Genomic DNA, 15,725 nt, shown 5'->3' on the forward strand with positions numbered 1-15,725 from the left:
TGCTTGGCAAAAGTTTGTAGATTCTCTAACTCTAACAAGGAAATTATCACTAAGGGTTGAATAGATATGATATTGTGTTTATAGGGTTTTGATTTTGGTAATTTCATCTCTTAAACGTATCGCTTGTTCAAAATCTAATCTTTTACTTGCTTCTAACATTTTTATGCGAAGTTCTCTAATAATATTCTCTCTTTCTTTAGCTGGAAGTTTCTGTTTCTTGCCAAATTTCTCATAAACTCTGCCGCTTTCTTCTAGTCGCAATTCAGATTCCAAAACGCGAGCCACCGATTTAGGAGTAATATTATGCTCATAATTAAATTTTTCTTGTTTGCATCTTCTACGCGTTGTGGTATCTATTGCTACCCGCATAGATTTTGTAATCTTCTCTGCATACAAAATAACTTTCCCGTTAATATTTCTTGCCGCACGTCCCATGGTTTGTATGAGACTTGTCTCACTGCGTAAGAATCCTTCTTTATCAGCATCCATGATTGCTACAAGACTCACTTCTGGCAAATCAAGTCCTTCACGTAGCAAGTTGATTCCCACCAATACATCAAATAAGCCTAAACGTAAATTACGTATTAAGTGATTACGTTCAATAGCGTCAATATCGCTATGTAAATATTCTATTCTAATGCCCTCTTTGGCATAGTACTTAGTTAATTCTTCGCTCATTTTCTTAGTTAAAGTAGTAATTAACACACGTTCTTTTTTTGCAACACACAATGTAATCTCTTCTAACAAATCTTTAACTTGTATTTTAGAATCTCGCACCTCGCAGATTGGATCGAGCAATCCTGTGGGGCGAATAATTTGTTCGCAAACGTTCTCTTTGCTTAAATCCAACTCTAATTTTGCAGGTGTTGCAGAAACAAACACGAACGATGCCTTTTTCGCAATAAATTCTTCAAATTTTAACGGTCGATTGTCAAGCGCGCTTGGCAAACGAAAACCATAATCTACTAACACTTCCTTTCTACTTTTATCACCCGCATACATACCGCCAAATTGTGGCAAACTTACATGGCTCTCATCAACAATTAATAAGTAAGGAATCTTTTTGCATTCAAAATAATCAAGCAGCGAGTACGGCATTTCACCTGCTTTTTTGCCCGTTAAATGCCGCGCATAATTTTCGATTCCTTTGCAAATCCCATGCTCCTTTATCATTTCTAAATCAAATTCTATGCGAGATCTTAATCTCTCATATTCCAACATTTTATTTTCAGATTCATAGAATCCCAGTCGTTGCTCTAACTCTTCTTGTATGCTGTTTATAGCACTCTTTAATCTATTATGCCCCACAATAAATTGATTAGCCGCATAAAGCACAAAAGATTGTAGATTCTTAACAAAAGTATTATCAAGGGATTCCAAAACAACGATTCTTTCTATTTCATCGCCAAAAAACTCTATTCGCACAAATTCTACTTCATTATATGCAGGAAAAATATCAATAACTTCTCCTTTTACACGGAATCTCCCACGTTCAAATGTCGTGTCGTTACGCGTATATCCCATATCTACAATCTTTGCCAACAAATCCTGTTGCTTGTAGCTTTTACCAACTTCTAACTTCTCTATCATTGTGAGATATTCTTCTGGATTACCTAAACCATAATTCGCTGAAACACTCGCTATTACAATCACATCATCATAAGCTAATAAAGATGTTGTAGCTGATAGTCGCAATCTTTCCAACTCATCATTAATAGAGCTGTCTTTTTCAATAAACAAATCTCGTCTAGGGATATATGCCTCTGGCTGATAATAATCAAAATGACTAATAAAATACTCAACATGATTATGAGGGAAAAAGCTCTTAAATTCACTATACAATTGCGCACAAAGAGTTTTGTTGTGACTCATAATGAGTGTTGGCATATTAAGATTCTGAATAACATTTGCCATAGTAAAAGTTTTGCCGCTGCCCGTTACACCAATGAGGGTATTGTATTTCTGATTGTTACGTATTTGTTTGCAAAGAGATTCTATTGCTTTTGGCTGGTCGCCCGCGGGGGCATAATTTGCACACAAATCAAAAATGCTTTTCATGAGTAAAAATCCCATTAAATCTTTTATTAAGTCATTTTTGGCTACAATTATACTAAACTTACTCAAACTTAACCTTAAGGAAATCACATGGAAGATAGTTACCATCACTCAACGGCAGTAAATTCTAACGAACGTCAATCGCCAAGCTCTAACATGAGTCTTTTGTCGCTCATTAATGAAGTAAAGACTTCATTGGAAACACATCATACAAAGAAGATAGAAGATTTAGAATATAAGATTCTCGAAAAAGAAGAAACTATCACCATTTTAGAGCGAGAAATTAGTGCCATCAAAGCACAAAACGAAGAAAAAGATTTAGAACTATTTAGGCTACATGAAGAAATTAATGAGGGCAAGAGAATTTTAGAACAACTCTTGCATAAACTTGCATAAGCCCATACAATCGACAAGAACCCGTCATGCGAGCACAATTAGAATCTGAATATCTTCATGTTAGTGACTCTAAGGATTCTAATTATGCTTGTTTGCCAGAATCTAATCATTCAAACAATGTGCGTCAACAATTAGCTGCACAAAGTACCATCGCCCAAAATATAAATATCACCGTAGAGAATAGAATCTTTAATTTGAACTTAGAAAATTTAGAAATACGTTGCAGAAACAATATTATACAAATCTTTAAAGATAAAAACTATAGCCTAGAGGAACTGCTTGTACTCTTTGTTAGCAATATACGAGACCAGAGCCTTGCTGAAATTGAGCTAAACAATATCCTCCAATCACTTAAAACTCCGTTAAACGTTAAACCGCCGGCCTAGATTGCGTTCAACAGCCATGCCGATAGAGTCTCTCAACCTCTTGCCCTTGTTGCAAAAAGAAATAATGATCTCCCTCTAAAACATAGAAATCTGCATTAGGCATTAGAGATTGTATTATGCGAAACGCTTTTAGCGGTGTCGCTTTATCTTCTCTGCCCCAAAAAATAGTTGCTTTTTGCGTAAAGCTAGCATACTCTCGCATAAAGTCCTCTCTTACAACACATTTAAAGATTTCATAAGTAATAGGACTAAGCTCTTTAGCATCATCTGCTTTCAGAAAATTAGCCTTGATACCCAATGTCTTAGCAAACTTCGCCAAGAGAATCTTAACCCGTACTATGAAAGGCTTAGGCAGCAAGATTCCTGCGCTACTAAGTAAAATAATCTCCCTTTGTAAAAGCAAAGCGATTTTACCGCCAAAACTATGTCCGACTACAACATCGCAGCCCAACCTTCGATTAACAGTAACACGTATAAGAAACTGCTCTATTACCTCTGCATACTTATAAGTATCCAAAAAAATTTTACCTTCACTCGCGCCAAAATGCGGCAAATCAATATAAATATGATTGAAATCCGTGAAACAATTCCCAAAGGCAATGCGCATAAGCTCCTTATTGCTTCCCCATCCGTGTAAAAAAAGCATATTTTTATCTGCTCCATTGTCAATGATAGCATAAGCAATCCGCAAGGTAGAATCTCTATAATGTATTTCCTTCTGCGCCATACCATCCCCCTAACTTTCAGCTCGATAGCCCATATAATTGTAATATAAAACCACAAAGTTTCTTTAAGGACTCTTTAAAGATAAATGTTTAGTTTTATTTTTGTAAAATAGCATTCACAAATTACACGAAGGCGTAAACATGAACGAACCAATGAGTAAATATGGATTTAAGAAGCTTTCTGAAGAGCTCAAAAATCTCAAAGAAGTAGAACGACCTAAAGTTGCACAAGAAATTGACATCGCACGTTCGCATGGTGATTTAAAAGAAAATGCTGAATATCATGCTGCAAAAGAAAAACAAGCCTTTATTGAATTTAAAATCAATGATTTAAGTAAAATGTTGGCAAATGCAGAAGTAATAGACCCTGAAAGTTTAAGTCATGACAAAGTAAGCTTTGGTAGCACAGTAACGATTCTCAACCTTGACACTGAAAAAGAATTAATCTACACAATTGTAGGTACAACAGAGAGTAACCCCGAGAAAGGACTAATCTCCTTTAATTCTCCACTTGCGAGAGGGTTAATTGGTAAAGAAGAAGGTGATGAAGTTATTATCAATCTTCCAGCGGGAGAAACCGAATTTGAGATTCTTAAAATCGAATACAAGCCAATAGCTTTCGAGGATTAAGAAATACACAAATACCACTCCTCTCTCCACAAGAACATCTAGTTGATTCTGTAATTGTGCTATAATCCGCCCATTTCTGTTAAGGTGATGATATGCAGCAATTTGTTAATAATCTTTTCAATAATCTCATGCAATCCAGATTATTGAATAATAAGTTATATATATATATATATATATATATATATCAAAAATACTTGGTAACATCGACTATCGTGAGCAAAGACAACATGTAGAATCTACTCCAACTTCTCGTCAATCTCTCAATTCAAATAATCTCCCTGTAATCCCCGTTATGCACTGCTTTGATGAAAACTACTGCTTAGCCGCTGCAGTTTCTTTCTATTCCATGCTAGAGCATGCAAGCCCAGAGTACTTCTACAAGCTCTACGTACTACATAGCAACAATATCAGCGCGCATTCACAAGCCAAACTACAAAGAGTGGTACATTCCTTCCCCAATGCTAGCCTAGAGTTTATTAATAAAGGCGGATTCTATGATCAACTATGGGAAGAAGTGGGCAATAAGTCGCATTTCAGCAAGGATATGTTTTACAAACTTTGTGTCGCACAGGCTTTCCCTAATTACGAAAAAATGCTTATCACTGATGTCGATGTCGTATGGAGAGGCGATATTGCATACGAATTTAATCTTTTTGATACCAATGAAGATTATTACATCGGGGGCTATAATGCCCCTTTTCTACACAATAATTGTCCACTAACAAACTTTATGCGCTATTATGATTCTAAATGGAGCAAAGAAGAACAGCAAAGATTGCTAGTTGGCGGCGGGTTTCTTGTCTATAATCTTAAAAAAATGCGTTTAGACAATCTAGAATCTAAGCTCTTAGAGTTTCTTCAGGACAATGTCCATCGACTATTGCAGCCTGAGCAAGATGTACTCAATTACGTCTGTTATCCTAAGATCAAACTGCTCTCCAAGAATGGCATGGTAAGTACGTATTTCTGGAGTATGTTTGATACGGAAGAAAAGCTCAATAACGCAACATGGCAAAGAAGTGAAATAGAGCATGCCATGGCAAATCCTATCCAAATCCACTTTGCAGGTCCGCATGTCAAACCGTGGAAAGTATTTAATACTTTACGATCCGATCTGTGGTTTGAAACCCTTGCAAAAACCAATTATTTAGAAGAATGGCTAGATTGTACTTATAAGAAATTTGATTATTATAAGAGATTCTATGAAGAAAACAAAGATAATGAAATCTACCCTCGATTTAACAAACTTATCTCTCTTGGATTCCTCTTTGAGCTAGCAAAAAGACGGGGCATTATTAAAATACGTCTGCTTAACATCAAACTCTATATAGATTGCAGCAAGCTTCGCTATATTTTCACTTTCAAAAAACCTTAGCATTGCTCTGCAATTAGCTTTCACAAACTTACCCGCACGTCCAAGAGCATGGCAATACAAATTTAACAATATACAGTACAATAGGCTATCTACCTTTAAGGATACACATGCAATGCAAGATTTGTGGAAAAGACGCACAAATAGCTTTCAAAGCAAAGATTCTCTGTAAATATGATGAAGATTTCTACAAATGTGAGCATTGTGGATTCTTAAGTGCCAATCAAGTGCATTGGCTAGAAGAAGCCTACAAAGATGCTATTAATATTTCAGACACTGGTATTGTGGCAAGAAATTTGCGGCTTTATACTATTGTCGTCTGTGTTGCTTATTTGTTTTTTGGATTTAGAAATAAAGAGAAAGAGCCTGCTTTGCTTGATTTGGGCGGAGGAAATGGTTTGCTTGTGCGACTCTTGCGCGATAGCGGGATTGAAGCATTCTGGGAAGATAAATATTGTCAAAACTTCTACGCGCGTGGCTTTGAATGGCATCGACATAAAGACTTGTTTATCCCCGCACTTTGCACAAGCTTCGAAGTCTTTGAACATCTGCCTAATCCAAAAGAAGAAATTAGCTCTATGCTTGCTATTTGCAAGAATCTCCTCTTTTCTACCGAACTATTACCTAGCGAAATCCCTGAACCAAACGGAGAAAATGCTTGGTGGTATTATGGATTTTCCCACGGACAACACATCAGTTTCTTCACACGCAAAAGCTTAGAATCTCTTGCAAAAGCCAATAATGTTTTTTTCTGTTCTTATAAAGACTTACATCTCTTTAGTGAACATGCTATCAAGCAAAGCCACTTTAAATTTGCTATAAAACTTGCACCTTATCTTTTTCCATTCATCAAGAAACGTTTAACAAGCAAAATACAAGGGGATCATCAAAGATTGCTTAAAGAGCAAATTGCAGAAAAATGCAAAAACTTTGATAACAACAATCCCCTGTAGGCTGTTTTACCTAGAAAGATTGAGTGTCTCTTCTTGACTGCTTCGTCGCGTTAATTTGCTAAAATCCCGCTCTTTATAGATTTGCAATCAAATACCTAAATTTAATAAAGCTTTCTCAAAATACAAACTAGGCAACAAATCTCTTGCCAAGAAATTTTAGACTACGTGCATGCAAGAGCAACCTAACATTGCCCGTATAGTAAAGCCGCATATCGCACAAAATCTGATTTCGATGGCAAGCAAGATTCTGATAATAATAAAGAAATTGCGAAAATATCTCTATATCAAAGCCTGAAGCAAAAGATGGCACTCCAAAATTCGAGTCCGCAAATTGAGATTTAGAATCCAAAAAGAAACTTGCTACCCAGTCTTGTATCCCATAGAGCGTATCGCCCACAATGCTATGACGTAAAGCATTGGCATGGATTCTTAGTTGATGCGTTTTACCTGTTAAAGCCACCAAACGAACAAGGGAAAATCCTGTGCTCACATCATTATTGGTATGCGAATCCTTTAGCCTCACACTTGCAATACGGCGACTTTGCAGCGTCTTCTCCCTAAAGATTCTATACGATTCTAAGAGCTGAAAAGGAGTATCTGCTACATCATGTTGTATGTCGCTAAAGATATTATCAGTAAAGGTTTTTTTACCAAAATTGGACTGTAAAAATTGCTCTAAGGCATAGTAATCTGCAAAAGATTTCACAGGGATAAACAGGCTTGCAGCAAGGCGACTATCGAGAGGATTAGAATATGAAGAATCTTGTATCTCTTGCTTCATACGTACAATATCTCTTAAAGACCTTGCCTTGTCTAATGCTTGTATCTTTAGGTTCTTTGCCTGACCCCTAATACAAAGACTACCCAATCTTGCAGGAAATACAATATCAGATTCTATAAGTATAGAATTTTTTACTCTCCCGCACACAATCGCTAAGTACTCTTTCAAAATAGCACGTTCTAAGAAAAGATTTTTGATTCTTATTTCACTTTGTCTATCAAGTGAGCAGAGCAATAAGCCGCTTGTTTCATAATCCAATCTATGGCATGGATTGGATTGCGCACCAAAGCTATATCGTAACTGCTCTAAAAGACTCGGTTCAGGGGTATGAAGATTCAGATTTCTAGGATGAGTAAGAAGTTTAGCTGGTTTATTAAAAATACAAAATGAAAGGTTATTGGTTGCAAAATTGGTAATTCTAGAATCTAATGGGCATACATCTTGATAAGAATCTTCTATCACACAATGCCTATTGCTAGATATGCCGCTATCGACAACAACGCAAGGAGACAATCCTAAATTTCTGCCTGCAAACTCCGTAATCTCAACTATTCCTTTTGTGATAATGCTCTTTTTCTGCAAAACATTGCCGAACTGCCGCAAACGCGCTTTATCAATAATCCTTTGTGTTGCAGCCTTAGAATAGCCAAGCCCTAAGAGAAACTTAGTCGCCTTAATAGGGCTATTGACATAATGCTGCTTTGTTACAAAGCCCATATATTTTATCTATGATTAGCATAATTTCCTCCGTGTTACGTGCAAACAAATGCTGCTTTTCACTATGAAATATGCGCGCTATTTGACTAAGCGAATAAGCTTGCTGTAATCCATAACGTCTATTGAAATATTGAGAATCTATCGAAAGGGTCGCACTAAATTGGAGTATCTCTCCTGCTACAAATTCCACTTGCATATATTTTGTGTTAAAAAACATTGCTTTAATAGGAGCATTTGAATGAGAGTCTATAAGCTGAAACTCAAGGAATCCTTGATTAGTCTTTTTAAACCCTACAATCTCTAATTCAAAAAAGAACTTTGGCATCATATTTCCATTACCGTATGGCTCATAAGAACTTATATAAAGAAAAGTCTGCCTATTCACAAGATTAAGAGAAAGCATGCCCAACATATCATATTGCTTTTTTATCTCAATATAAACAGGACTAAATAACCGCAAAAACTCCTCAATATGACACTGCTTAATCTCTAACCCAACAGCACCCACATGTCCCCCATAGCGATTCAGTAAATGCCCTACTTTCTGCATACTAGCAATCAAATCAACATCGCCATAACTCCTTCCACTCCCTTTACATACGCCATTACTATTAGTGAGCACAAAGCTAGGCTTACAAAACTCATCAGCCATTTTTCCCGCCACAATACCCAATACACCTTCATGCCAATCATCTCCAACCACAAAACAAATAAAAGGATTTTGTTTCATAGTCTTAAGAGAATGGAATGCTTGATGTGAAACTTTCTCTTGAAGTTCCTTGCGATAATTATTAAGCTCTTTGAGTTTATTAAAACGCATCCTCGCTTCTGCAATATTACGCGATCTTAAAAAATCCAATGCAATAGTACCATCATCAATTCGACCTGCAGCATTCAGAAGAGGAATGAACTTAAATCCTAACATTTGAGAATCTACAAGGCATTTAAAGTATTCTGTAATAACAGAAAATGCTGGACTCTTGTTTTCTATTAAATGGCATAGCCCATAATCACAAATAGTATAATTAATCGCATTAAGAGGCATAACATCGGAAATAATCGCAATACTTACAAAAAGCAAAAAGGACTTCATACAAGTATTGCATAAGTTGTGTTTATAGGACTGTATCAAGGTGTTTTGTGGATTGAAAGATTGCAAGACGTCATTTTGAATAAGAATCTTAATAGCACAGCAAAAATACCAAGCCACAAGTGCCCCACAAATGTCCTTAAAGGGAAATTTGCATGCTTTTTGTTGTGGATTAATCATAAATGTAGAATCTGGCACCCTTATCTTGCCATCACTATCAACTTCCAATGTATGATGATCGGTAATAATGAGCTTGATACCTGCTTTTTTACATAAATCTGCCGCCTCAAAGCTACTTACACCATTATCCACCGTAATAATTAACGCTATATCATCATGCTTTGAAGTAACCTCATCAAAAAGTGCTCGAGAAAAACCATACCCGTGTTTAAAACGATTGGGCATTGCAAAGTCAATATTTTTATATCCCATTGCCTCAAAGAAATCAAGCACAATGCAAGTAGCACAGATTCCGTCTGCATCGTAATCACCTATGATGATGATTTTTTCTTCATTGGCAATACTTTGACAAACAAGACGTGCCGCTTCTGTATTATTAAACAACTCATCTGGATGGGGAATTTGGCTAAGTTTACGCACAAACAGATAATCTTTAAACCTGTCGTTAAGGATACTATTAATCTCCTCTGGTTCTCTAAACTGCCTAAGCGTCTCTTTTAGTCGTTGAATTTCGGGGTTATTATAAAGAGAATCGAGGCTAAAACGTGTCTGCTTTGCTTTCTTATGGGCACGGGCAGTAGTGGGTATTTTACGTTTTTTTGCATTTTTTTTACCCGTCTTTGGATAATTACTGGGACTTTGTGTATCTTGCCGCATTGTTATTTATACCTCTGGGCTTGTTTAACAAATTCAACAATCACGGGGTTTGGATTCTGTAATCTTGAAGTAAATTCAGGATGAAATTGTACCCCAATAAAAAACGGATGAGAATCCAACTCTATCGCTTCTATCAAACCGTTACATTCCCCGCTGACTAATAATCCTTTCTCTTCAAAACTCCCACGATACTTAGGATTTGCTTCATAGCGATGCCTATGCCTTTCTTTAATCACCTTTTGATGATTATATATTTTAGCAAGTTTAGAATCTGCTTTAATATAACATTCATACTCTCCCAAACGCATGGTCCCTCCTAATGGCGAAGTATGTGTGCGAATCTGCTTATTACCTTCCGTATCAATAAAATCCTCTATCATGTAGACAATTGGGTTTTGACATCTTTTACTAAATTCCGTGGAATTGCAATCAGGTAGATTCAACACGTTGCGCGCAAATTCAACAAGTGCCAATTGCATACCAAGGCAGATTCCAAGAAATGGCAACGAATGTTCTCTAGCATATTGTATCGCTGCAATTTTCCCCTCTATACCACGTTCTCCAAAACCTCCGGGAACCAATATTCCTTGTAAGTTAGTTAATTTCGCGCTTTCAATGTGTTCGGAATTGATAAAAATAATCTCAACCTTAGTGTCTAAATTGGCGCCTGCATGCACAAGTGCCTCTAAAAGCGACTTGTAAGATTCTTTAAGAGTTAGATATTTTCCTACAAAACCTATTTGTACGCTTTTGGTAGGAGAAAGAATCTTCTTCACCAATAAGTCCCATTCCTGCATATCGGGATATAACTCTTGCAAATATAAACTCTTAGCAATAGGATCTAGGATTCCCTCGCTAATGAAGTTAATAGGACACTTATAAATTGTACTTGCATCTTCAGCACTAATCACGCTGTGAGAATCCACATCGCAAGCCAGTGCTATCTTTTCCTTTGTGTCTTTAGAGAGAGGAAATTCCGAACGTGCAATAATGATTTGTGGACTAATACCAATGCGACGTAATTCTTGCACGCTATGTTGTGTTGGTTTTGTTTTTAATTCATCCGCTACACGGATGTAGGGAACAAGGGTTACATGAATGCTAAGGACATTATTTGCACCCAATTCATGCTTTAATTGTCTCATCGCCTCCAAATACGGCATACCTTCGATGTCGCCAACCGTCCCTCCCAATTCCACAATTAATACTTCGCAATCGCGTCCAACATTCTTAATGCGCCTCTTAATTTCATCGGTAATATGCGGTATAATCTGTATGGTTTTTCCTAAATACTCACCCTTACGTTCTTTATCAATCACAGAGAGATAAATCTGCCCTGTAGTAAAATTATTATTACGTGAAAGATTTACATTTAAGAATCTCTCATAATGCCCAATATCCAAATCTGTTTCCGCGCCATCGGCAGTTACAAACACTTCACCATGCTCTAAAGGACTCATCGTACCTGGATCTACATTGATGTAAGGATCTATCTTAAGTAGAGAAACATTAAGCCCGGCATGTTGCAATAGAGTCCCAATTGATGAACAAGAGATTCCTTTCCCCAATGAACTCAAAACGCCTCCTGTTACAAAGATATATTTTGTAGTATCCATGCCATGCACCTTAGATTTTCTAGGATACAATTATAGACTAAATTCATAGCGGAATCTTTAACAAAGAGAGTATGTTATTTCACATATAGTGTGGTTTCCAATTTATGCGCTATAATGCTATAAATTCGCAATACATAAGGTCGTATTATGAAAATTATTGAAGGTAAGATGTCATTGCTAGGGCACGAGAGAATAGCTATCATTTGTTCTCGTTTTAATAGTATGATAACAGACAAACTAATTGAAGGAGCAAAGGACTGCTATATAAGGCATGGTGGTGATGTGGAAAAACTCACTCTAATTAAAGTGCCAGGTGCTTTTGAAATACCTTTCACTCTTGAAAAAATCCTCTCTAGTGGTGATTATGACGGTGTCTGTGTATTGGGATCAATTATCCGTGGAGGTACACCACACTTTGATTATGTTGCTGCAGAATCTACAAAAGGTGTAGCAAACGTAACGCTAAAATACGGTGGTGCAGTAAGTTTCGGAATCCTTACAACCGACAACATAGAACAAGCCCTTGATAGAGCAGGAATAAAAAACGGAAATAAAGGATTCGAATCAATGTCTAGTCTGATTGAACTATTAAGCATTTATCGTCAACTAGACTAACTATAAAATTCTAAAAGGTCATCCGTGGCAACCAGAGCACAAGTAAGAATTGCTGTAGTACAGCTACTCTATGCCAAAGATCTAGGTAACGAACAGGCAATAAGCGGCGCAGCAGTTTTTCTTGATAGCAAAAAAATACGACATAAACAGCAGGAATTTGCACTTTTTTTATTGCATGGGATTTGTCAAGATGAATCTCTGATTATGCAGGTGATGGAAGTATTCGTGAAAGAATGGGACATCGGAAGGCTAGGAATTATAGAGAAAAATATCTTAAAGCTCGGAATCTTTGAGCTACTAAAAACTAAAACACAAAAAGCAATAGTCATCAATGAAGCCATTGAACTCACCAAAATCTTTAACATCGAAGATGCGTGCAAACTTGTTAACGGTGTGCTCGACAATGTAGCAAAGACTAGCACCGATGATATTGCCAAACTTATTGAAGAACGACAAGCACAGATCGCACGTTCTAACTTAGCACAATCTGTTTCTACAGAATCCCCAACAAACTCCAACAAATCTCACAACACTACAAAGAAACAGAAAAACAATCACAATAAAAAACGGTTACCATTAGAGATTCATTCAAAAACCAAGCGGCATTCCCAATCAAAAAAAGAGGTTGCTTTCCCTAAATACAACAAAATCCCTCTGAAACAAAACAACAAAAAATCTTCCTCTTATTATGATAATAAGCAATCAAAAATAGCTAAAGATTCTTAATGGCAACTCGCTTTAATAATGCTCTATTGCCAAGTAAAGATTCTTAATGAAGCCCATACCCATTATACAAGGAGCAACAATGAAACTCTGTGTCGCGCTCGATTTGCCAAGCAAAGAACAAAATCAAAACCTTGCCGATGAAATAAAAATAGCCTGTAAAAATAGCAATATTTCCACACAAAATATCTGGTTAAAAGTGGGGTTACGAAGTTATATACGCGATGGAGGAGAACCGCTAAAAAGACTACAAGACGAGGGATATAAAATCTTTTTAGACTTAAAACTCTATGATATTCCCAATACTATGTTGGATGCTATTATTGAATGTGAAAAACTAGCTATTGACATGCTAACCATTCATGCAAGCTGTGGATTCAAGGCTATGTGTATGATTTCAGAATATTTGCGCAATAAACAATCAAACCTATTAATTGTAGCGGTTTCTGTCCTTACAAGTTTTGATGAAGCGGGATTATATGAAGTGTATGGAATGGGAATCAAGGAATGTGTTAGAAAATTGGCTACATTGGCTTATAGAAGTGGGGTAGACGGTCTTGTTTGTGCAATTAATGAAATAACGGTTATTAAAGAAGTTGCGCCCTCACTGCTGGCTATTACACCGGGTATCCGCATGCAATCTTTAGAATCTATGCAAATAAATTCACGGGGCATTAACGGCTCTAAAGATGATCAACACCGTATAGCTACCCTACAAGAAGCAAAAAAAGCCAATAGCGACTTAGTTGTTATTGGCAGACCAATATATCAAGCAAGCAATAGAATCCACACATTGGAAATGATTCTGCAAGAAATCTATCAATAGCAGAATCATTGCACGATTTTTGGCGTAATGACAATAATAAGCTCTTCACTTCGTTGTAATTGCATTGCCTTACCAAATACTCTTTTCAATCCTCTTATATCAGAAATTTTAGGAATGCCTTGTGTAGTGGATTGATTAACATTATTAAGCAATCCCCCTATGATTACTCTTTGCCCATCTTTGAGTTTTACAACAGATGAAAGTTGGTTAGTACTAAGATTTGGTGGAGATTGGAGTGCCTGTGCTGCATTTTCTAATTCAGGATCCTTAGTCTTAGTAATTGCTGGATTAATACGTAAAATAATAGTATCGTTACTGATTGAAGGAGTGATGTCAAGTAGTATTCCAGCAAATACGCTAGGGTATTGTGTGCTAGTGTTTTGTATGGTGTTATTTGCGTTATTGGATTGATATACGAGATCTTGCGAATAACGAAGCACAGATCCCACACTAATAATTGCGGGCTGATTGTTTAAGGCAATGATTTTTGGATTACTAAGACTTCTTAGATTCCCATAAGTCCTAAGAAAATTAAAAAGGGAGTTGAGGTTATTGCTGCTATTTTGTAGGGTAAAGACAGAACCACCAGTACTAAGAGAAAAGCTTGATTGTGTAGGATTGAGGATTCGAAATAACTCTTGCCAATCTATCCCAACATTGCTAGAGTTAAAATGTGTAAGACTTAAAATCTCAACATCCAAAGATACTTGTAAGTTCATTTTAGATTCTATATTTGCAAGCAGCAAAGAAACCTCTTGCATCTTCTTTTTATTTGTCCACACGGAAACAAGCCCTGCTGCTTTATCTATAATGAACTTATCCCCAGTCTTTATATCAAGCAACACATTCAGTCGAGATTCTATATCTGTCCAAAAGTTTGATTCATCTAATGAATACACTTTGGTGCCGCTCTTGCCAAATTCTGTAACGTTGCCATTCATTTGATTGCGAAGCTGCTGTTTGAGTAAATTCCCCTCTATTATACTTTGTGTAAACAGGGGACTAAGTGGCGCGAGATTTTGATTCGTAGAGTGGTAATTACCAAAATTATATCCACTATAATTACCCAAATACCCACTATTATAATTGTGATAAGGATTTGTACTATATCCCGAATAATTACTATTTTGCTCTTGTGAAAAAAGTACGTCCGTGTTGCTTTGTGCCATTCTCATGCTTGAAACATAATTAAGCTCAAAAATGCGCATATCAACATCTTGCAAAACAAGTCGATGGGGATGGACTTCATAAAATATATCTTTAAGTAACATTTTTAAAATAAAGTCCAAAGATTGCTGTTTAGCATTAATAACGCTTGCGTCATTGATTTGCTTAAGATTAGCACTATACTGTACAGAAAAATTACATTCCTGTGCTAACTGGGTAAGAATGGCTTTAGAATCCAAAGCTTCAGTTTTAGCAAGATTAAATTTTCTCTTTTTACATATAGGGGAAAGTATGCCTATGTCTAAAGGTGGTTCTATTGGATGGGGAATGATACGTAAAGAAGAGGCGTTACCATCGCCAGATACATTATTCTTAACGGAACCTTGAATATTCTTTGTTTCTTGCAAAGAAGAATCTTTAGCAGAAATGTTATTGGTCTGCGTATTAACTTGAATTTGATTTCCGTCATCAAAACTATTAATATGAAATCGAGTGTGCAAATAATTATTGCTAAATGGCAATACGCCATTTATATATGTTGCATAGTTACTAGATTGCACATGTTTAACAGAATAAACATCAAAAGCACTTCTTAAATCATCAATGATAGAATAACGTTCTATTGAATCTAGTTGGGTATTATGTGGGGGAATTAAGGATTGGGATAATTGATTTTCTTCACCATCCATAGGAAAACAAAAACATATTAGCATCATTGCAAAGATTCGCATTATATTCCCCCATTGCTTCTCAACCTTATTCATATATCAAGATATTAGAATTACAGTATTATTACGGTGCGACGTAACTTGATTACCCTTCTATATCTCAATTAA

The 15,725-nt window shown here is 36.3% G+C and carries 14 protein-coding genes; 8 read left to right on the forward strand and 6 right to left on the reverse strand.

Going from position 1 to position 15,725, the window contains the following annotated elements:
* Positions 1–78: 78 nt before the first annotated feature.
* Entirely contained in the window at positions 79–2,073 is a 1,995-nt protein-coding gene (gene uvrB, locus CQA66_RS07995; RefSeq protein WP_104763394.1) for an excinuclease ABC subunit UvrB, read from the reverse strand.
* Between the two features lie 72 nt (positions 2,074–2,145).
* Between uvrB and CQA66_RS08000 the strand changes: the two genes are divergently transcribed.
* Both CQA66_RS08000 and CQA66_RS08005 read left to right on the forward strand, forming a co-directional pair.
* Entirely contained in the window at positions 2,146–2,451 is a 306-nt protein-coding gene (locus CQA66_RS08000; RefSeq protein WP_104763359.1) for a hypothetical protein, read from the forward strand.
* A 26-nt stretch (positions 2,452–2,477) separates the two neighbouring features.
* Positions 2,478–2,837, forward strand: a complete 360-nt coding sequence (locus CQA66_RS08005; RefSeq protein WP_104763360.1) for a hypothetical protein — start codon at positions 2,478–2,480, stop codon at positions 2,835–2,837.
* Positions 2,838–2,844: 7 nt separating this feature from the next.
* Here CQA66_RS08005 and CQA66_RS08010 read toward each other — a convergent pair whose 3' ends face one another.
* A complete protein-coding gene (locus CQA66_RS08010; RefSeq protein ID WP_104763361.1) occupies positions 2,845–3,564 on the reverse strand; it encodes an alpha/beta fold hydrolase in 720 nt (239 codons plus the stop codon).
* Positions 3,565–3,703: 139 nt separating this feature from the next.
* On the opposite strand from CQA66_RS08010, the gene greA reads away from it, so the two are divergent.
* From greA to CQA66_RS08025, 3 genes are all read left to right on the forward strand, one after another.
* Positions 3,704–4,192: a transcription elongation factor GreA gene (greA, locus tag CQA66_RS08015; RefSeq protein WP_104763362.1), complete on the forward strand. Its 489-nt coding sequence runs from the start codon at positions 3,704–3,706 to the stop codon at positions 4,190–4,192.
* A 292-nt stretch (positions 4,193–4,484) separates the two neighbouring features.
* Entirely contained in the window at positions 4,485–5,567 is a 1,083-nt protein-coding gene (locus CQA66_RS08020) for a glycosyltransferase family 8 protein (RefSeq protein ID WP_115582595.1), read from the forward strand.
* 107 nt (positions 5,568–5,674) lie between these two features.
* Positions 5,675–6,517 carry a methyltransferase domain-containing protein gene (locus tag CQA66_RS08025; RefSeq protein WP_104763364.1) on the forward strand — a complete coding sequence of 281 codons (843 nt, stop codon included), beginning with the start codon at positions 5,675–5,677 and terminating at the stop codon, positions 6,515–6,517.
* Positions 6,518–6,644: 127 nt separating this feature from the next.
* Here the strand turns inward: CQA66_RS08025 and CQA66_RS08030 are convergent, their stop codons facing one another.
* From CQA66_RS08030 to pyrG, 3 genes are read right to left on the reverse strand one after another with little or no spacing between them, the layout of a single operon-like run.
* Positions 6,645–8,015, reverse strand: coding sequence for a pseudouridine synthase (locus tag CQA66_RS08030; RefSeq protein ID WP_104763365.1), 1,371 nt, complete (start codon positions 8,013–8,015; stop codon positions 6,645–6,647).
* Positions 7,981–9,942 (reverse strand): single-stranded-DNA-specific exonuclease RecJ, encoded by a 1,962-nt coding sequence (locus CQA66_RS08035; RefSeq protein ID WP_104763366.1) that lies wholly within the window; start codon positions 9,940–9,942, stop codon positions 7,981–7,983. Before CQA66_RS08035 ends, CQA66_RS08030 begins: the two co-directional genes overlap by 35 nt.
* 2 nt (positions 9,943–9,944) lie before the next feature.
* On the reverse strand, positions 9,945–11,558 hold the full coding sequence (pyrG, locus tag CQA66_RS08040; protein WP_104763367.1) for a glutamine hydrolyzing CTP synthase: 1,614 nt from the start codon (positions 11,556–11,558) through the stop codon (positions 9,945–9,947).
* A 147-nt stretch (positions 11,559–11,705) separates the two neighbouring features.
* Here pyrG and ribH point away from each other — a divergent pair, with 147 nt between their 5' ends.
* Genes ribH through pyrF form a run of 3 tightly spaced genes read left to right on the forward strand, consistent with a single transcriptional unit; the run spans position 11,706 to position 13,722 of the window.
* Positions 11,706–12,173 carry a 6,7-dimethyl-8-ribityllumazine synthase gene (ribH, locus tag CQA66_RS08045; protein WP_104763368.1) on the forward strand — a complete coding sequence of 156 codons (468 nt, stop codon included), beginning with the start codon at positions 11,706–11,708 and terminating at the stop codon, positions 12,171–12,173.
* Positions 12,174–12,197: 24 nt separating this feature from the next.
* Positions 12,198–12,899: a transcription antitermination factor NusB gene (nusB, locus tag CQA66_RS08050; protein ID WP_104763369.1), complete on the forward strand. Its 702-nt coding sequence runs from the start codon at positions 12,198–12,200 to the stop codon at positions 12,897–12,899.
* Positions 12,900–12,945: 46 nt separating this feature from the next.
* Positions 12,946–13,722 (forward strand): orotidine-5'-phosphate decarboxylase, encoded by a 777-nt coding sequence (gene pyrF / locus CQA66_RS08055; protein WP_233707764.1) that lies wholly within the window; start codon positions 12,946–12,948, stop codon positions 13,720–13,722.
* 5 nt (positions 13,723–13,727) lie between these two features.
* On the opposite strand, the gene CQA66_RS08060 is transcribed toward pyrF, so the two are convergent.
* On the reverse strand, positions 13,728–15,620 hold the full coding sequence (locus CQA66_RS08060; RefSeq protein ID WP_158657027.1) for a secretin N-terminal domain-containing protein: 1,893 nt from the start codon (positions 15,618–15,620) through the stop codon (positions 13,728–13,730).
* Positions 15,621–15,725: the final 105 nt, after the last annotated feature.

Source organism: Helicobacter aurati (genome assembly GCF_003364265.1).
Lineage (GTDB): Bacteria > Campylobacterota > Campylobacteria > Campylobacterales > Helicobacteraceae > Helicobacter_A > Helicobacter_A aurati.